The sequence below is a fragment of the Candidatus Margulisiibacteriota bacterium genome, assembly GCA_041661965.1.
GTDB lineage: Bacteria > Margulisbacteria > WOR-1 > O2-12-FULL-45-9 > XYB2-FULL-48-7 > XYB2-FULL-45-9.
The window spans coordinates 504181-522171 of sequence record JBAZTH010000003.1; the positions used below are offsets into that span (position 1 = coordinate 504181).

16 protein-coding genes are annotated in these 17991 nt (G+C 53.3%); 12 read left to right on the forward strand and 4 right to left on the reverse strand.

The annotated features are described in order from the left end of the window. Position 1: 1 nt before the first annotated feature. The 6 genes from WC772_08225 to WC772_08250 all read left to right on the forward strand — a co-directional run bounded on the left by WC772_08225 (position 2) and on the right by WC772_08250 (position 6290). A complete protein-coding gene (locus WC772_08225) occupies positions 2-1774 on the forward strand; it encodes an NADH-dependent [FeFe] hydrogenase, group A6 (protein MFA6170731.1) in 1773 nt (590 codons plus the stop codon). Between the two features lie 11 nt (positions 1775-1785). Then, positions 1786-2271, forward strand: a complete 486-nt coding sequence (gene nuoE, locus WC772_08230; GenBank protein MFA6170732.1) for an NADH-quinone oxidoreductase subunit NuoE — start codon at positions 1786-1788, stop codon at positions 2269-2271. Next, positions 2268-3647: a [FeFe] hydrogenase H-cluster radical SAM maturase HydG gene (gene hydG, locus WC772_08235; protein ID MFA6170733.1), complete on the forward strand. Its 1380-nt coding sequence runs from the start codon at positions 2268-2270 to the stop codon at positions 3645-3647. The genes nuoE and hydG overlap by 4 nt, the downstream gene beginning before the upstream one ends. Further along, the gene (hydE, locus tag WC772_08240; GenBank protein MFA6170734.1) at positions 3634-4617 is read left to right on the forward strand and encodes a [FeFe] hydrogenase H-cluster radical SAM maturase HydE; all 984 of its coding nucleotides are present in this window, start codon (positions 3634-3636) and stop codon (positions 4615-4617) included. Before hydG ends, hydE begins: the two co-directional genes overlap by 14 nt. Beyond that, the gene (gene hydF / locus WC772_08245; GenBank protein ID MFA6170735.1) at positions 4610-5827 is read left to right on the forward strand and encodes a [FeFe] hydrogenase H-cluster maturation GTPase HydF; all 1218 of its coding nucleotides are present in this window, start codon (positions 4610-4612) and stop codon (positions 5825-5827) included. The genes hydE and hydF overlap by 8 nt, the downstream gene beginning before the upstream one ends. A 178-nt stretch (positions 5828-6005) precedes the next feature. Continuing rightward, positions 6006-6290, forward strand: a complete 285-nt coding sequence (locus tag WC772_08250) for a DUF3467 domain-containing protein (GenBank protein MFA6170736.1) — start codon at positions 6006-6008, stop codon at positions 6288-6290. A gap of 82 nt (positions 6291-6372) precedes the next feature. Here the strand turns inward: WC772_08250 and WC772_08255 are convergent, their stop codons facing one another. Next, the gene (locus tag WC772_08255) at positions 6373-6795 is read right to left on the reverse strand and encodes a peptide chain release factor-like protein (protein ID MFA6170737.1); all 423 of its coding nucleotides are present in this window, start codon (positions 6793-6795) and stop codon (positions 6373-6375) included. A 108-nt stretch (positions 6796-6903) separates the two neighbouring features. Between WC772_08255 and dnaB the strand changes: the two genes are divergently transcribed. The 6 genes from dnaB (at position 6904) to mltG (ending at position 14662) form a co-directional block, all read left to right on the forward strand. Beyond that, the gene (dnaB, locus tag WC772_08260; protein MFA6170738.1) at positions 6904-8244 is read left to right on the forward strand and encodes a replicative DNA helicase; all 1341 of its coding nucleotides are present in this window, start codon (positions 6904-6906) and stop codon (positions 8242-8244) included. Positions 8245-8393: 149 nt separating this feature from the next. Further along, the gene (locus WC772_08265) at positions 8394-9947 is read left to right on the forward strand and encodes a hypothetical protein (protein ID MFA6170739.1); all 1554 of its coding nucleotides are present in this window, start codon (positions 8394-8396) and stop codon (positions 9945-9947) included. After that, positions 9947-10561 carry a dTMP kinase gene (gene tmk / locus WC772_08270; protein ID MFA6170740.1) on the forward strand — a complete coding sequence of 205 codons (615 nt, stop codon included), beginning with the start codon at positions 9947-9949 and terminating at the stop codon, positions 10559-10561. Before WC772_08265 ends, tmk begins: the two co-directional genes overlap by 1 nt. Continuing rightward, positions 10542-13241, forward strand: coding sequence for an alanine--tRNA ligase (gene alaS, locus WC772_08275; GenBank protein MFA6170741.1), 2700 nt, complete (start codon positions 10542-10544; stop codon positions 13239-13241). The genes tmk and alaS overlap by 20 nt, the downstream gene beginning before the upstream one ends. Then, entirely contained in the window at positions 13238-13657 is a 420-nt protein-coding gene (gene ruvX / locus WC772_08280; GenBank protein ID MFA6170742.1) for a Holliday junction resolvase RuvX, read from the forward strand. The genes alaS and ruvX overlap by 4 nt, the downstream gene beginning before the upstream one ends. 6 nt (positions 13658-13663) lie before the next feature. Beyond that, on the forward strand, positions 13664-14662 hold the full coding sequence (gene mltG / locus WC772_08285) for an endolytic transglycosylase MltG (GenBank protein MFA6170743.1): 999 nt from the start codon (positions 13664-13666) through the stop codon (positions 14660-14662). 27 nt (positions 14663-14689) lie between these two features. Here the strand turns inward: mltG and WC772_08290 are convergent, their stop codons facing one another. From WC772_08290 to guaA, 3 genes are all read right to left on the reverse strand, one after another. Beyond that, positions 14690-15517: a hypothetical protein gene (locus tag WC772_08290; GenBank protein ID MFA6170744.1), complete on the reverse strand. Its 828-nt coding sequence runs from the start codon at positions 15515-15517 to the stop codon at positions 14690-14692. Positions 15518-15582: 65 nt separating this feature from the next. Then, positions 15583-16317 (reverse strand): hypothetical protein, encoded by a 735-nt coding sequence (locus WC772_08295; GenBank protein ID MFA6170745.1) that lies wholly within the window; start codon positions 16315-16317, stop codon positions 15583-15585. Positions 16318-16417: 100 nt separating this feature from the next. Then, the gene (gene guaA, locus WC772_08300; protein ID MFA6170746.1) at positions 16418-17977 is read right to left on the reverse strand and encodes a glutamine-hydrolyzing GMP synthase; all 1560 of its coding nucleotides are present in this window, start codon (positions 17975-17977) and stop codon (positions 16418-16420) included. Between the last annotated feature and the right edge of the window lie 14 nt (positions 17978-17991).

Below are 17991 nucleotides of genomic sequence, written 5' to 3' on the forward strand. Positions count from 1 at the left end.
CATGAGCAAAATAACCATTCATATCAACAATCGGCCCTATGAAGTCGAAGACGGCCAGACGATCATGCAGGCGGCCGACAAAGTCGGGTTTCGGATTCCCCGGCTTTGCTACCATCCCAAGCTCTCGATCGAAGGGGCCTGCCGGGTCTGTATCGTCGAAGTCGAGGGGATGCGCAATTACATCGCTTCCTGCGCTTATCCGGTCGCTGACGGGATGAAGATCCACACCAGCACCGAAGCTTTGCGGATGGCCCGCCGCGACATCGTGGAACTGATCCTCGATAACCACCCGGAAGATTGCCACACCTGCGAACGGGACAGCAACTGCGAACTGCAGCGGCTGGCCTATTCGATGGGGATCCGCAAACGGCATTTTGAAGGGGAGAAAAAACATTATGAAAAGGACTTGTCTTCGACCTCGGTCGTTCGCAATCCCGACAAGTGCATCCTTTGCGGCCGCTGTGTCCGGGTCTGTTCCGAGATCCAGAAGGTCAACGCCCTGGGCCACGCCCACCGCGGCTTTAAAACCGTCGTTCAGCCGGCTTACGATCTGCCGTTCAAGGAATCGGTCTGCACCACCTGCGGGCAATGCATCAACGTTTGTCCGACCGCCGCTTTCCTGGAGAAACAGCAGACGACCGAAGTTTCCAGGAAAATAAACGATCCCAGCTACGTCAAGATCGCCCAGATCGCGCCGTCGGTGCGGGCGGCGATCGGCGAAGCCTTCGGGTTGGAAGCGGGCCGGGCGATGGAAAAAGAGACCACCGCCGCGCTCCGCCGCCTCGGTTTTGATTACGTTTTTGACACCCAGTTCTCGGCCGACCTGACGATCATGGAAGAAGGATCGGAGCTTTTGCAGCGCCTGCAGGGGAAAGGGAAGCTTCCCATGATCACTTCTTGTTCCAGCGCCTGGATGAAAGCGATGGAGCAATTTTATCCCGACCTGATCGACAACATCTCGACCGCTAAATCCCCGATGTCGATGATGGGGGCGCTGATCAAGACCTATTTTGCCGAAAAGAACAAGCTTGATCCAAAAAAGATCTTGAGCGTGGCGATCATGTGTTGTACCGCCAAGAAATATGAAGCCTCCCGGCCGGAACTGCTGGTCGAGGGGATGTCGGCGGTCGATTACGTGATCACGACCCGTGAAGCGGCCTGGATGATCAAATCGGCCGGTATTGATTTTGTTAATATCAAAGGTGAGGAATTTGACGAACCGATGGGGGCCTCAACAGGAGCCGGAGCGATCTTCGGCGCGACCGGCGGCGTAATGGAAGCGGCGCTGCGGACCGCTTATGAATTGTATACGAATGAGAAACTGGAGTCGGTCGATATTGCCCCGGCCCGCGGCATGCAGGGGATCAAAGAAGGGTCGGTCGTGATGAAAGGGAAAGAGGTCCGCTACGCCGTCGCGCATGGTCTGGGGAACGCCCACGAACTACTGCAGACGGTCCGCAAAGATCCCGAACGCTATCACTTTATCGAGATCATGGGGTGTCCCGGCGGTTGTATCGGCGGCGGCGGCCAGCCGTATGCCGGTTACAACACTATTCCGCTGGATGAGAAGCTGCTGCAAAAACGGGCGCAGGCGCTTTACGGGATCGACAAGAACAAGGCGATCCGCCGGAGCCACGAGAACCCCGATGTCCTCAAGCTCTACAAGGAATATCTGGGCGCGCCGTTGAGCGAAAAATCTCATCACCTGCTCCACACGCATTACGCCCCCAAGAAACCGCACGGCATCGTGCCGGACAAGATCAAGGCGGTCTAAGGAGAAGAAATATGACAGAAAAAACCAGCGTCCTAAAAAAATATATCGCTGAAACTAGGGGAAAAGAAAATCCCGAATCTTACCTGATCGCCGTTTTGCACAAAGCGCAGGAACTTTTCGGCTATCTCCCGGTCGAAGTGATGAACGTCGTTTCCGAAGAGATGAACATCCCGACCGCCCACATCTGGGGAGTCGCGACCTTCTACCATTTCTTCAGCCTGAAACCGAAGGGAAAACACGTCATTTCCGTTTGCCTGGGGACCGCTTGTTACGTCAAAGGAGCTGACGACATTCTCAAAAAACTGAAAGACGAATTAAAGATTAACGTCGGCGGCACGACCGAAGATAAACTGTTCACCCTCCAGGAAGCGCGGTGTCTCGGAGCTTGCGGCCTGGCTCCGGTCATCATGATCGACGATAAGATCTACGGCGATCTGACCGCGAAAAAAGTGGCCGAGATCATTAAAAACTACCGGAAGGCGGCGCAGCCAAAATGAAATATATTGATGAGCCATCGATCAACGGTTTACTGGCGGAAGCGAAAAGCGTTCCCGCCGCCGGGATCGAAGCGATCATCAATAAGTCGTTGAAACTGGAACGGCTCTCTCTCAAGGAGACCGCCGCGCTGCTATCGGTCGAAGATCCAGAGTTACTGGCCAAGATTTACCGGGCGGCGGCCGAAGTTAAAGATCGGATCTATGGCAAAAGAGTAGTTCTTTTTGCGCCGCTCTATATTAGTAACATCTGCGCTAACGGTTGTTTGTACTGCGCTTTTAAAGCGGATAATAAGCAGCTGGTCCGCAAAGCTTTGACCGCGGCGGAGATCAAAGAAGAGGTCGCAATCCTGCTTAGCAAAGGGCACAAACGGATCCTGCTGGTTGCCGGTGAATCGGCGCCGGCCGGCCGGAAACCGATCGATTATTACGTCGAAGCGGTCAAAGCGATCTATGACGTTAAGGTCGGGCCGCACAAGATCCGGCGGGTCAACATCAACTGCGCGCCGCTGGAAGTTGACGAGTTCCGCCGGTTGAAAGAGGCGGGGATCGGGACTTTTCAGATTTTCCAGGAAACCTATCACGAAGAGACTTACCGCCTTGTCCATCCTTTTGGTCCGAAGAGCGACCCGGACAACCGGATCGACTCTGTTGACCGGGCGATGACCGCCGGGATCGACGACGTCGGGATCGGCGTCCTTTACGGCTTGTACGATTATAAATTTGAAACGCTGGCTTTGCTTTCCCACATCGAGCATTTGGAAAAGAAATTTAACGTCGGACCGCACACGATCTCGGTCCCCAGAATCGAACCGGCGCTCGGCTCCGACCTTTCAACCCATGTTCCGCATCCGCTGACCGACGAGCAATTCAAAAAAGTGGTTGCCGTTCTGCGGCTGGCGGTCCCATACACCGGGCTTATTTTATCGACCAGAGAAACGGCGGAAATGCGGGACGAGTTGTTCAATCTTGGCATTTCCCAGGTCAGCGCTGAATCAAAGACCGCGCCAGGCGGTTACGGCGAAAAGGACCCCAACGCCCAATTTGTCCTCAATGACCACCGGAGCCTGGACGAAGTGATCGCTTCGCTTCTTGACCGGGGTTTTATTCCCAGCTTTTGCGCCGCCTGTTACCGGAGCGACCGGACAGGGGAAGCGTTCATGAACCTGGCCAAACCGGGGACGATCAAAGGGAAGTGCAGTCTTAACGCCCTGATCACTCTGAAGGAGTATCTTGATGACTTTGCCTCGACCAGGGTCCGCCAGGACGGTTACAAGCTGATCGACCGGATCAAGGACAACCTCGACGAATCGGACTGCTCCAAGCTGTCTAAGTTCTTCGCTTCGATCGAGGATGGGGTCCGTGATGAATACGTCTGAACTGATCTACTGGTTATCACCCGGCGATCAGGACGAACTCTTTCGGCGGGCCGACGCGGTCCGCCGCCAATACATGGGGGAGGGGGTCTTGCTCCGCGGGATCGTCGAGTTCTCCAACTATTGCGATAAAACCTGCCAATACTGCGGCCTTCAACACGCTAACGCCGGACTCAAACGCTTCCGGATGACCCGCGAAGAGATTATTGAGAGCGTCGCCGAAGTCGCCGCCCACCAGATCAAGACCGTGGTCTTGCAATCGGGTGAAGATCCGGCCCTTGACCCGAAATGGCTGGCCGAGATCATCTCTTTGATCACTACCCGTTTTGATATGGCGATCACTTTGTCGGTTGGCGAGCGGCCGCGTGCCGATTATGAATTATGGAAAAAAGCGGGGGCCGATCGCTATCTTTTGAAGATCGAGACGACCAACCCGGCGTTATACGAAAAGATCCATCCCGGGATGAGCTTGGAGAACCGGCTCCGCTGTCTGCGGGAGCTCAAAGAACTTGGTTATCAAACCGGATCGGGGATGATCATCGGGCTCCCCGGCCAGACCCTGGCCGATATCGCCCATGATATCGAATATTTCCGTGACGAGAATTTCGACATGATCGGGATCGGTCCGTTTATTCCTCATCCGGAGACTTCTTTGGCCGGACAACCGGCCGGTGATCCGGAGCTGACCATCAGGGCAATCGCTCTGACCCGTCTTGAAACTAAAAATACCAATCTTCCGGGAACGACCGCGTTGGGAAGCCTGGGAAAAGATTACCGGCTTGACGCTTTAAAAGCGGGGGCGAATGTTCTGATGCCAAACTTTACCGCTAACGGTTACAAAAACCTTTACGACCTCTACCCAAACCGTCGCTGTGTCAACGAACAGCGGGGGGAATGCGTCGGCTGTATGGAGAAAAAGGTCGCGCTAGTCGGTCGAACTTTAGATTTTTCCAGGGGAAACAGAAATGTATAAAACACCGGCCAGCGGCCGCTTGCACATCGGGATCTTTGGCCGGCGCAACACCGGCAAGTCGAGCTTGATCAACGCTCTGACCAACCAAAAACTGGCGATCGTTTCCGACGTCGCCGGAACGACGACCGACCCGGTTTCCAAAGCGATGGAGATCCTGCCGCTTGGGCCTTGTCTTTTGATCGATACCGCCGGGATCGATGACGTCGGCGCGCTGGGAGAAGAACGGGTCAAGAAAACCCTGAAAGTTTTACAAAAAACCGATCTCGCTATCCTGGTCGTTGAACCGGGAAGCCGATTAAGCGAATATGAAACCGGTTTGCTTAGAACTTTCCGGGAGAAAAAGCTCCCCTTTATCGTAGTGATCAATAAAAGCGATCTGCCGCTCGAGCCAACGGTCTTAAATGATCTAAACGCTCTGCCGGTCCTTAAGGTCAGTTCCGTGACCAAAGCGGGGATCGAGGAGTTGAAAGAGAAGATCATGGCGGTCGCGCCGGCCAACTGGTCGCCGGTTCCATTGGTTCGCGATATTGTTAAGCCAAAACAAGTTGTGGTCCTGGTTTGTCCGATCGACGTTTCCATGCCGCAGGGGCGTTTGATCCTCCCTGAAGTCCAGGTCTTGCGCGATGTGATGGATGCCGACGCGTCCGGTTATATGACCAAAGATACGGAACTGGAAGCAGTCCTCGATTCCCTAAAGAAACAACCCGATCTGGTCGTAACCGATTCGCAGGCTTTCTCGTTTGTGAGCAAAGTTGTGCCGGTTAGCGTGCCGCTGACCTCTTTTTCCATTGTCTTTGCCCGCCACCGGGGAGACCTGAACGCTTATCTGGCCGGAGCGGCGGCGCTGAAAAAACTGCAAGACGGCGACCGGGTTTTAGTCGCCGAAGCCTGCACTCACCATGTTCAACCGGTCGATATCGGCCGGGTCAAGATCCCGAAGTGGTTGCAAGAGTACACCGGGAAAAGCCTGCAGTTTGAAACGGTCGCGGGGGGTGATTTTCCTGATGACCTGTCGCCATATAAATTAGTGATCTCTTGCGGCGGCTGTATGATCAACCGGCGGGAGATGCTCAACCGGATCGACCGGGCGAAGCGGCAGGGGGTGCCGATTACCAATTACGGGGTCCTGATCGCCGAGATCAACGGGATCCTTGATCGGGTTATCGCGCCGTTTAGGAACGGTTTGGTCGAGATCAAAGATGTTTGTTAAAGCGCTTATTCTGGAAACCAGCGACAATATCGTCGCGGTTTCCAGAAACATATTTGCTATTATTATTGATATTTTTGTAACCGCGAAGTTTATTCGCAGGTTACAAAAATGTAAAAAAATCGCTATTTTTCAACCATCGTTATTGGAGGTATGTTAAAATAAGCACGAGGTGGTAAATATGACAGACAAAGAAATTCAGATTGCTATTAATGACCAAATTGCCGGAGGGACTTACAGTAACATTGCGGTGATCGCCCATAACGAGAACGAGTTTATTTTTGATTTTATTTTTGCTCACCCGCCAAAAGGACAGGTTAACGCGAGAGTGATAATGTCACCCGCCCATGCCCGGCGCCTGCTTAAAGCGCTTGAAGAAAATATTAAGATGTACGAAACAAAAGTCGGTAAGATCAAAGAGGGGCCGGAACCGCCGCCGTTCGGAATCAAACTGTCCAATAATTAACCGCGGTAAGCCCGCGCACTGAATAAGTCCAGCGTGCTCGCGCCGACGTAGCGGACTCAATACCGCGCACTGAAGTGCGCGGTTAAAAGAATTCTTTAAAATCGATTTTACGAGTCTTCTTTTTCTGACCGGTCATTTTCTTAATCTCAAGCATTTTTTCTTTGGCCCGCCGGGAGCGCTTTCTTTTTTGCCGCCGGATCTTTTCGATCGCCTGTTGACGAGCGCTTTTCAGGCCAAGGATCTTTTCCTCGACTTTATCGGCCAGGAGTTTCCAAGCCCGGTAGCGGTTCATGGATTGCGATCGTTCCTGGGTCATCTTAACTTCGATCCCGGTCGGCTGGTGTTTCAGGTAAACCCCGCTGGAAACTTTATTGACGTTCTGCCCGCCCGGGCCGCCGGAACGAATGAAACGCTCTTCAACGTCCGCCTCGTTGATGCCCAACTGGGCCAAACGTTGTTTGAGCGCGGTTTCTTTTTCCATTGAGACCGAGAAATACCTGTCCATGCCAGAATTATACACTAATTAAAATCGTAAGACCTGGGGAGTTTAAAGCTGTAAGCTTGCCCCCGTAGCCTAGCATCGCTCCCCCTCCTGTGCTAAAATTACGGGGTTATGGCAGAGGAACGAATACCCCCACAGAACTTAACCGCCGAGCAATCCGTGCTTGGCTCCATGCTGCTCGATAAGAACGCCGTTTTTCGCGCGGCGGAATCTTTGACCCCCGACAGTTTTTACCGCGACGCTCACCGTTATATTTTTGAAGCGATCCTGATCCTCTTCGACAAAGGGGAGCCGGTCGATCTGGTGACCGTGACCGAGACCCTGCGCAAATCGGGCAAGCTCGACGCGGTCGGCGGCTCGATCTACATTGCCGACCTGATCAATTCTGTCCCGACCGCCGCCAATATCGACCATTACTCGAAGATCGTCGAAGAGAAATACATCCTCCGCCGGCTGATCGAATCGGGGACCAACATGGTGGCCGACGCTTTTTCCGACCCTCATCATATTGACGACGTCCTCGATAACGCCGAAAAGATGATCTTCGACATCGCCATGCGCCATTCGCGCGAAGGCTTTCACAAGATCGACGCGGTCATCAAGAACGTCCTCGATAAGATCGACAGCCTTTACGGTAAGAACCAATCGATCACCGGGGTCCCGACCGGTTACGCCGATCTAGATAATATGACCGCCGGTTTCCAAAATTCGGAATTAATCATCATCGCCGCCCGGCCGTCGGTCGGTAAGACCGCGTTCGCCCTGAATATCGCCCAGGACGTTGCCATCCGGAGCAAGATCCCGGTGGCGATCTTCTCGCTGGAAATGAGCAAGGAATCGCTGGCCCAAAGAATGCTCTGCGCCGAAGCGGAGATCGAACAGCAAAAACTTAAGACCGCGACCCTTTCTGACACCGGCTGGAAAAAACTGACCCGGGCCTTGGGCAGGCTCTCCGAAGCGCCGATCTTCATCGACGACAGCGCCTCCATGAGCTCCACCGAGATCCGGGCCAAGGCCCGCCGCCTGAAACTGGAGCGGGGACTCGGCCTGATCATCATTGATTACCTCCAACTGATGCGGGGGAACAAGTCCCGCGTTGAGAACCGGGTCCAGGAAATTTCCGAGATCGCCCGGTCGCTCAAGGTCATGGCCCGCGAATTGGAATGCCCGGTCGTCGCGCTTTCCCAGCTCTCCCGCGCCGTGGAACAGCGGCCCGACCGGATCCCGCGTTTGTCCGACCTGCGCGAATCGGGGGAAATCGAACAAACGGCCGATCTGGTCATGTTCATCCATCGCGACGATTATTACAATCCGCAATCGGAGCGGGGGAATGTCGCCGAGATCATCATCGCCAAACAGCGAAATGGTCCCGTCGGCCAGATCGAACTGGTCTTCCGCAAAGAGATCGCCAAATTCGCCAGCAAAGAATCAAGATACGAGGAAGTTGCTTAGTGAAGGATCTTTTTGCTTTTTCCAGGAAACACGCGACTAAACGTCGCGGTTTCCTAGTTTCAGTAACCGAGGCGACTTCGACGAGCTCAGTCGAGTCGTTTAGCCTACGGTTACTGATAACGATTCTTCCTTCATTTGTCATTTTTAATTTGTCATTTTTAATTTGTCCGGCAATCGCCCTCCAAAATGAGTTCATCGTCGACGCCGATAACATTTCTTACGCCAAGGAACAGCAAAAAGTGGAAGCCAGCGGTTCGGTCGAGGTCAGCTATAAGGACATCAGGATAACCGGCAATCGGCTTTTATACGATGTCTCCGCGGAAACGGTGGCCATGCAGGGGTCGGTCGAAGTCTTTTATCAAGATACTTATGTTCGGGCGGGGAAGCTTTTTTATTGGGCGAGCCGGGAGGCAATCGACGCCGACGACGGATTTTATTTCCAATATGAAGGGATCAGCATCGAAGGCCGCTCTCTCGCTTACGAGCTTAAAAGCAAAGCCGGGAAGGCCAAAGAGATAAAATTCAACTTTCAGGAAGTTGACCTGACCGGAAGTGAAATGTCCTTCAACCCCGATACTTTTGACTTGCGCAGCGCTTCCTTTACCACTTGCGACTTTCAATTTCCTCATTATCACGTCACCGCCGGGGAAATCCTGTTTTACCCTCGCAGCAAATGGCTGGTCGCTTACTGGGGTTACTTCTGGCTGGCGAATATTCCGATCGTGCCGATGCCGACCTATATTTACGATCTAAGCGCGCAGGAAAAGGGGAACCGGAACTTGCCTCCTTTCCCGCAGGTCGGGTCCAACGGCGAAGATGGTTCTTACCTTAATGAAACTCTGGCCTGGCACCTGAACAGGAACTTTTCCGGCACTTATTCGCTTGGCTACGCCGAACGTAAAGGGCTCCTGCTCGGCTTGAACGTTAATTACATGATTAACGACGCCAACAAGGGAAATTTACGCCTGGGAAGCAGCGGCTTGGACGGCGAGTCGGGCGGGATCACGCATACATTTTCATTCGGTGAGGTCGTCCCCCGCAAAAGCTTTGTTCTTTTCAGCCAGCCGGTTGACTATCGTTATTCTTTGGAAACGACCGTTTCCCATCGTGAACGAGTTAATTACCAACGGGTCAGTTTTCTGCCGAACGTCCGCTTCTTTTCCCGAAGCCAGGAAATTTTCAGGCAAGAAGCGAAAATCGACCTCGATCTGACAACCGGGGTTATCGACGAAGAGAACAATCAGCGGCTTGGCCGGAACGGGATCAACCTGAAACTGTTCGGCGATTTTACCGAGAGCCCGATCGGATTCATTATCCCAGCCCTCAATTTCGAAGGGAACTACTACGCCGACGGAACAAAATGGGAAAAACCGGCCTTTGGCCTTGAGATAATTAAAAAGATCAATCCGCTGGTCGAAGTGGAAGCGGGCTACGCCCATTATTTATACGTTAACGGGACCAGTCCCTTTAATTACGAGCGCTATCGTTTCCGACCGGCCGATAGGGGGCGAGCAAGTCTCACCTTTGATCTTGACCGGATCGCCGCCCGGGTTGCCGGTTCTTATTTTCTCGATAACTGGACGGCCGAAGACCTGGATTACACTTTATTTTTTAAATTTCATTGTTATAATTTAGAAGTGACCTATCGTTCGATCAGGCGGGAATTTCTGCTCGGATTCAGTCTGGCCGCGAGGAATAATTAATGTTCATCACTTTTGAGGGACCGGAAGGGTGCGGCAAGTCGACCCATTCCAAACTTTTAAAGAACTACCTCGAAGAGAAAGGTTATTCGATCATTTCGACCCGGGAACCGGGCGGGACCGAGCTTGGCCAAAAGATCAGGGACTTATTGCTGGAAAAGAGCGGTCCGATCAACCAGCTGGCCGAGGCCAGCCTCTTCTTTGCCGACCGGGCCCAGCATGTCGGCACGGTCGTTTTGCCGGCGCTTAAAGAAAATAAGATCGTGATCTGCGACCGCTATATCGATTCGACCATCGCTTACCAGCTCGGCGGCCGGGGCTTGCCGGAAGACCTGATCCGCTTCATGAACATGGAAACAACCCAGGGCGCGGTCCCGGACCTGACTTTTCTCCTTGATATCCCGCCGGCAGTCGGCCTGGAACGGGCCAAGAGCAAAGGGGCGGCCGACCGGTTCGAGCGGGAAGGGCCGCCTTTCCACGACCGGGTCCGGGCCAAATATCTGGAGATCGCGGCCAGCGACCCGGAACGGGTAAAATTATTCGCGTTTGAAAACCTGCCGATCGAAAAGGTCCAGGCAAAGATAAGGAGTATCGTTGATGAAAAGCTCGGAAATTAGAGAAAAATACCTGAAGTTCTTTGAAAGCCGGGGACACCATGTCCTGCCGGGCTCATCGCTTCTGCCGACCGACCCGACGGTTTTACTGACCCTGGCCGGCATGCTCCAGTTCAAACCGATCTTTCTCGGCCATGAAAAAGCCAAATATCCGCGGGCGGCAACGGTCCAAAAATGCATCCGGACCCTCGATATCGACCGGGTCGGCAAGACCCCGCGCCACCACACCTTTTTTGAAATGCTCGGCAATTTTTCGTTCGGCGATTATTTCAAGAAGGAAGCGATCCAGTTCGCCTGGGAACTGCTGACCAAGGAATTCCAGATCCCGATCACCCGGCTCCGGATCGCGATCTTCGAGAAAGACGACGAAGCGTTCGAGATCTGGCGCCACGGCATCGGCTTGCCGGAATCGATCATCCACCGCCTCGGTGAAGACAATAATTTCTGGGCGGCCGGACCGACGGGGCCGTGCGGCCCCTGTTCCGAGATCTATTACGACCTCGGCCCGGAGAAGGGGTGCGGCAAGGAAGCTTGCGCTCCCGGCTGCGACTGCGACCGCTTTTTGGAGATTTGGAACCTGGTTTTTATCCAGTACAACCGGAACGAAAAAGGGGAACTGATCCCCTTAAAGAACCGGGGGATCGATACCGGGATGGGCCTGGAGCGGATCGCTTCGGTCCTGCAGGGAACGGACGATAATTTCGAGACCGATCTTTTTATCCCCTTGATCAAACGGATCGAAGGGCTGGCCGATGCGGCCGCGGCGCCGATCTCCAAACGGATCATTGCCGATCACGCCAGAGCGGTCACCAATTTGATCGCTGACGGCGTCTATCCGTCCAATGTCGGCCGGGGCTATATCCTCCGCCGGTTGATCCGCCGGGCGGTCAGCCACGGCAAGCGGATCGGGATCGAACATTCTTTCCTGACCGGATTGGCCGGGGAAGTGATCGCCAGCCTGGGAGAGATCTATCCGGTCCTCAAAGAAAAAGAAACGACGATCATGGAGATAATAAAGGAAGAAGAAGACAATTTTTTTACCACTTTAAGTTCCGGGCTTATTTGGTTTGAAGAGTTGACCGGTAAACTACCGGCCGGCGGCCAACTGGCCGGAGCGGACGCCTTCAAACTTCACGACACCTATGGTTTTCCGATCGACCTGACAGTCGAGCTGGCGGCGGAGAAAAAGCTGGCCGTCGACCTGGCCGGTTTTGAAAAAGAGATGACCGCCCAAAAGGAGCGGGCCCGTAAAAGCGGCCTGGGTAGCGACAAGAAGATCGACCTTAATTCGCTGGACCTTAGCCATCTGAAGCCGACCCAATTCGTCGGCTACGAGAAAAACGAAGAGGAGAGCAAAGTCGCGGCGGTCTTTCCCGACCAAAAACTGGTCGTGCTGGAAAAGACCCCGTTCTACGGCGAAAGCGGCGGACAGGTCGGCGACGCCGGGGTCCTTACTTTCGACGGCAAAGAACTGTTGGTCAGGGGAGCGATCGTCACCCCGCAAAAAGTTATTCTTCACCTGGTCGATGATCTCAAAGGATTAAAAGAGCATGCCAGGGTCAAAGCCCGGATCGATATTTCCAAACGTCTGGCGACCGCGACGCACCACACCGCCACTCATTTACTGCACAAAGCCCTGCGCGAGGTCCTGGGGGAGCATGTCAAACAGGCCGGCTCTTACGTCGGACCGGACAAGCTCCGTTTTGACTTTTCCCACTTCAAAGCGCTGACCGACGACGAGCGGATTAAAGTCGAACAGCTCGTCAACCAAAAGATCAAAGAAAAGCTCAAGGTCGAGGTCTTAAAGAAAAATTACAAAGAAGCGGTCGCCCTGGGAGCGATGGCTTTGTTCGGCGAGAAATACGGGGATGTAGTCCGAGTCCTCAAGATCGGCAACTACAGCCTGGAACTCTGCGGCGGGACCCACCTCTCTTCGACCGGCGACATCCTTTTCTTTAAAATTGTTTCCGAAGGGGCGCTCGGTTCCGGGGTCCGCCGGATCGAAGCGATCGCCGGGCAAGCGGCCAAGATCTTTATCGTTTTCAAAGCCAAGGCGATGTACAGCGAAGTCGATGCCCTGGTCGAAAAATACCGGGCGCTCCAGCATAAGAAAGTCGCTTTAGGCGGGCATGAGGCGATGGAATCAAACATCTTTGAGATCGAGCCGACCGAACTGGAGCGGCTGGGAAAAGCGGTCGACTGCCAGGAGCTAAAAGCCGTCGATCAATTCCTCTACCACCTGGCCGGCCGGGTCGACTGGATCAAAGAGCGGATCTTGAAGATCGAAAAAGAGATCAAAGCGCTGGAAGAACAAAAAGCCGGACAGGAATCGGTGACGCTGGCCGCGGCCGCCGTTGAAATTAAGGGACACAAGGTTGTGCTTAAAGAGTTCCAGGATTATTCCATGGAGACCCTGCGTTTGTTCGCCGATTCGCTCCAGAACACGCTCAAATCGGTAGTGATCCTGCTCGCTTCGGCCAACAACGGCAAGCTGATCTACCTGATCGCCGTCACTCCCGACCTGGTCAGCCAGGGGTTATCCGCCAAGAAGATTGCTGAAGTCTTTGCTTCCGTGATTGGCGGTAAAGGCGGCGGCAAAGAGACCAAGGCGGAAGGGGGGGGAAAAGAGGCTGGGAAGATCCCCGAAGCTTTGGCCAAAGTCAGCGAGTATCTCGCCTCATGAACCGGATCATGGCCTTCGACTTCGGTGAAAAACGGATCGGGATCGCCGTTTCCGACCTGCTCGGCTTAACCGCCCAACCGGTGACCGCGATCGTTCGCCGCTCCATTGAGCTTGACCTGGAGGCGATCGCCAAACTGATCGCCGACTACGGCAACGTCAGCGAACTGCTGATCGGCCTGCCGAAAACTTTGAAAGGGGAGATTGGCCCCGCCGCGCAAAAAGCGCAGGAATTTGCCGGGTTGCTTAAAGACCGCTTTCAGCTTAAAATAACCCTCTGGGACGAACGAATGACGACCGCCGCCGCGACCAAATTTCTGATCAGCGCCGGGGTTTCCCGGGCTGATCGGAAAAAAGTTATCGATAAAAGCGCCGCGGCCGGGATCCTGCAAAGTTATCTGGACAGCTTAAAAAAATAAATATTGATGAAAGACAATCTAATCCTAACGATCATTACTTGTTTGATCCTCGGTTTTGTCCTGCTCTTGCAGCCGGCGAACCCTTTCGATCATCGGGAAAGGCTGGTCACAATTCCTCCGGGAAGTTCGGCCAAACAGATCAAAATTATCCTCGCCCAAAAAGAGCTCTTGCCGCCGCGGAGCAATTTTCTGATCCTGCTCCGGGGGATAGGACTTCAGGACAAGATCAAAGCGGGTGATTATCTCCTCTCGCCGTCAATGTTCCTGCCGGAAATAGTTATCAAGCTGGTCAATAATGAAACCGTGCCGCCAAAACAGATCCGGGTCGTCTTTCCGGAAGGGACTTCGATCTATAAAATGGGAGAAATCTTGAAGAAAGCCCGGTACCTGCATTGGCGTCAATTTCAAAACCTGGTCAATGAAGGGATTACCGCCGAGCGGCGGGCCAACCATTATAAATTCTTCCGCTATATCTCCAGTGAATCGCTGGAGGGCTACCTTTTCCCCGACACGTATGACTTTTTCCCCGACGCCGGCCTCGACCAGGTCGTGGAAACGATGCTCCGCCGCTATGAGGAGGTCGTCCTCACTTTCTGGAACAAAAACAAATCGGCCACCAAGCTCTCTCTTCATGAAGTGATGACCCTGGCCTCGATCGTCGAAAAAGAAGCGAAGGCCCCCCAAGAGCGGCCGATCATCGCCTCGGTCTTTTACAACCGCCTGAAGATCGGCATGCCGCTGGCGGCCGACCCGACCGTCAAATACGCGCTGGAGAACCCGTCGAAAAAAGTCTTTTTCAACCAGTTGAACGTTGATTCTCCCTATAATACTTATAAGAGGAAAGGGTTGCCGCCGGGACCGATCTGCAACCCCGGACTGGAATCGGTCAAAGCGGTCCTCTTTCCGGCCAAAACCGATTATTTATTCTTCGTCGCCCAACCGGATGGGAGCCACAAATTCACTAAAAACTTCGAGGAACATAAGAAGGCGAGAGGGAAAAAATAGATTTAACCGCGGAATTAATTCCGCGGTTCAGTTCGTTACCAGGAAGTATTGGTTATAAAGCCGGCGATTACAGCTATTGAAGGTTGGGTTAGCGCTTGATTGGTACTGACGCAGACGAAATAAGTAATCCGCGACCGCCGGCGGTAAATTCGAGAGCAGGTTTTGCAAACGGTTCCGGTCGATAAGATCGATTTCCAGGTAGCGGTGGTTAAGCAGCCGGTCGTATTTCCGGCCGAGGCTTCCTTGGGCAGTGGTCCGGTCGACATCATTATGCCGGATCCCGCTGTAAGTCGCAACCTTTCGCCCCTTAGCAATCAAAGGAGCGACTTTATCATCAAGCCGATCGCCGTAAAGGCGGACGGTCAACGGCCTTAAACCGGCAGATTTTCCTTCCGCGATAATATCCGATCGATTAAGGTCACTGGTCGACGGACCGCCGGCATGGACCCTGATCCCCAACATTTTTGCCTTGTTCAAAAGATCCTGCAAGCCGCTAAAACTACAGAGTCGGCAGAAAGAGAAAAGCCGGGGGGTGGTATTTGCGTTGATCATTAAACCGGGGGTTGAATAAAAGAGGTTAAGCTCATCTTCAACAGCCTGGTCTTGGGTCAAATGTTCAAGGACTAGATCGGTAACCCCATAATTAGCCAGGATAGGCAACAGATCGACGGCGAACATCTTTAAGGTTGGACTGGAATTGGAGGCGCAATCCCAATGAAGCTCGCCAAAAGAGATAAGTTGCGGATTAATGGTCCTAAGCGATCGCTGAAGGACTTGCGCCGGATCGGAATTGACCCTGGCGGAGCAAGCGCCAGCCAGCGAGACTTGGCCAAGTAAGGAAATTGATAACCCCATAAAAGACGAACCCTCCGATATTCTACTATCGGAGGGTCCGTCTTAATATTTCAAACGATTTGCGCTTATTTCTGCGGAATTATTCCTCCATGCGACTCTCTGGTAGAGGGAGGAACATACCCTGGTTGAGGACCGGTTGGTTTAGCTTCAACTTCCCCGTTACCGCCGTCATAGGTGCGGACCGGATGACCCAGCGGAATAATGCCGGCCGGACCGGATGTAAAATTAAAATCCGCATGGCTTAATTGCAGGCCATGGAGATCAATAGCGGCGGCAGTTGGATCGGGGGCCGCTGTTCGGTCAGACAACCGTCCGCGGTTTAAAGCGGCTTTGACGGCCGGATCATCAGGATTCCCGCCCCCAAGCGTTCTAACGCCGGAACCGGTCGAGTGCGCCGCGGCGGTCGGATCAGGCTGGCCGCTGCCTGGTTCACTAAGCAAACCGATCATCCCAAAACTTGCAACGCTGTCTCTTAATTCCTTAATAGCGGCTTCCCTTTGCGCTTTAACTTCAGGGGAGTTATTGCGGATAATGTCGCCCGCCGTTTTATTCGCTTTGGAATTTTCGACATTTACCGGCGTAACCGTAATGAGCATTTTGCCGTTGACCTCACCGGCAACCCAAACACTGGCGTTCGGATAACGGGAGGTAACATTGGTCAAGATCTGTTCTTTTGCTTTATCATCGGCTCCCGGCGGAATTGTTATGGTTAATAGTTTCGATCCATCTGGAAAAGGGCGGATATTTTCTGGACGGCTGGAAGACGCGGGGACAGAAACTGGTTTAACAGGCGGTGTCATATTATGGATCCTCCTTGTAGCGCCCCCTTATGAGGGATCGCACATAGTCTTATCGTAAAAAAAGAGTGGGGACTTGCGTCAACTTAGCGTAAAGAGGGGTTTATTCCCACTCGATGGTGGAGGGGGGCTTGGAGGAGATATCATAGACAACCCGATTGATCTCTTTGGTCTCGTTGATGATCCGGTTGGAGATGATTTCCAGGAGTTCGTAGGGGAGGCGGGCCCAATCGGCAGTCATGGCGTCTTTGGAGGTCACCGCCCGGATCGCGATAGTATTAAGGTACGTCCGTTTATCACCCATAACCCCAACGGTCCGGATAGGAAGAAGGACGCCGAAAGATTGCCATAATTCCTTATAAAGACCGGCTTTTTTAACTTCGGAAACGATAATATCATCAACTTCCTGGAGGATCTTGACCCTTTCCGGGGTGACTTCGCCAATAATCCTGATCGCCAGACCAGGGCCGGGGAAAGGCTGGCGGCTGATAATATCATCTGGAATCCCAAGCTCGCGGCCTAAGGCCCGGACCTCATCCTTAAAAAGGAGTCGGAGCGGTTCGATCAACTTGAAGCCCATCTTTTCCGGTAAACCGCCGACATTATGATGGGTTTTGATCTTTTTGGCGACTTTACCGGTTGTCGAGCCGGGGACTGCGCTTTCAATAACGTCGGGATAAAGGGTCCCTTGCGCCAGGTAAGGGATCTGGCCAAGCTTCTTGGCTTCTTCTTCAAAGGTCCTGATAAAGTTTTCGCCGATGATCATCCGTTTTTGTTCCGGATCGATAACTCCCTTAAGCCGGTCAAAAAAACGAATGGCCGCGTTGATATTATGGAAATTAACTTTAAAACGATTAACAAAAAGGTCGTCGATCTTTTTCGCTTCGTTCTTCCGCATAAAACCCTGGTCGATGAACATGCAGACCAATTGATCGCCGATCGCTTTATGCATAAGGGCGGCAACGGTCGTTGAGTCGACCCCGCCGGAAAGGGCAAGCAAGACTTTTTCCTTGCCGACCTTTTCGCGGATTAATTTGACCTGATCATCGATAAAATTAGCGGTCGTCCAGGTCGGCTGACAGCCGCAGACAACGTAAGCGAAGTTCTTGATGATCTCGATCCCTTTGGGGGTGTGGACGACTTCCGGATGGAACTGAACGCCGTAAATTTTCTTTTGCGGGTCGCCAACAGCGGCGTATTTGGTGTTATCGGTATGGGCCAATTGTTTGAAGCCGGTCGGCAGCGCCATAACGGTGTCGCCATGGCTCATCCAGCACTGCATTTGCGTGTCGAGTCCGGCAAAGATGTTTGATTGATCGTCGATCGTCAGGTCGGCCTTGCCGTATTCTCGTTTCTTTCCTTGCTTAACTTCGCCGCCAAGTTCCTTGGCCAGGAGCTGCATGCCGTAGCAGATCCCGAGGATCGGAATACCTGATTGCCAGAGCTTGGGATCGGCTTTCGGCGCGTCTTCTTCGTAGACCGAAGCGGGGCCGCCGGAAATAATGATCCCTTTGACTTCTTTTTTGAGCAATTCTTCGGCCGAAATATCGTGGGGGAAAACTTCGCAGTAAACGTTGCCTTCGCGGACGCGCCGGGCGATCAGCATGGAGTATTGGGCGCCAAAATCGAGGACCGCGATCAGATCGTGTTTTTTACTCGCCATGCCACAGTATATCA

Coding starts and splice junctions, on each gene's coding strand:
- WC772_08295 (MFA6170745.1), bottom strand. CDS start 16,317: ATGACACCGCCTGTTAAACCAGTTTCTGTCCCCGCGTCTTCCAGCCGT.
- WC772_08250 (MFA6170736.1), top strand. CDS start 6,006: ATGACAGACAAAGAAATTCAGATTGCTATTAATGACCAAATTGCCGGA.
- ruvX (MFA6170742.1), top strand. CDS start 13,238: ATGAACCGGATCATGGCCTTCGACTTCGGTGAAAAACGGATCGGGATC.
- hydE (MFA6170734.1), top strand. CDS start 3,634: ATGAATACGTCTGAACTGATCTACTGGTTATCACCCGGCGATCAGGAC.
- nuoE (MFA6170732.1), top strand. CDS start 1,786: ATGACAGAAAAAACCAGCGTCCTAAAAAAATATATCGCTGAAACTAGG.
- WC772_08255 (MFA6170737.1), bottom strand. CDS start 6,795: ATGGACAGGTATTTCTCGGTCTCAATGGAAAAAGAAACCGCGCTCAAA.
- hydF (MFA6170735.1), top strand. CDS start 4,610: ATGTATAAAACACCGGCCAGCGGCCGCTTGCACATCGGGATCTTTGGC.
- tmk (MFA6170740.1), top strand. CDS start 9,947: ATGTTCATCACTTTTGAGGGACCGGAAGGGTGCGGCAAGTCGACCCAT.
- WC772_08290 (MFA6170744.1), bottom strand. CDS start 15,517: ATGGGGTTATCAATTTCCTTACTTGGCCAAGTCTCGCTGGCTGGCGCT.
- guaA (MFA6170746.1), bottom strand. CDS start 17,977: ATGGCGAGTAAAAAACACGATCTGATCGCGGTCCTCGATTTTGGCGCC.
- WC772_08225 (MFA6170731.1), top strand. CDS start 2: ATGAGCAAAATAACCATTCATATCAACAATCGGCCCTATGAAGTCGAA.
- dnaB (MFA6170738.1), top strand. CDS start 6,904: ATGGCAGAGGAACGAATACCCCCACAGAACTTAACCGCCGAGCAATCC.
- alaS (MFA6170741.1), top strand. CDS start 10,542: ATGAAAAGCTCGGAAATTAGAGAAAAATACCTGAAGTTCTTTGAAAGC.
- mltG (MFA6170743.1), top strand. CDS start 13,664: ATGAAAGACAATCTAATCCTAACGATCATTACTTGTTTGATCCTCGGT.
- hydG (MFA6170733.1), top strand. CDS start 2,268: ATGAAATATATTGATGAGCCATCGATCAACGGTTTACTGGCGGAAGCG.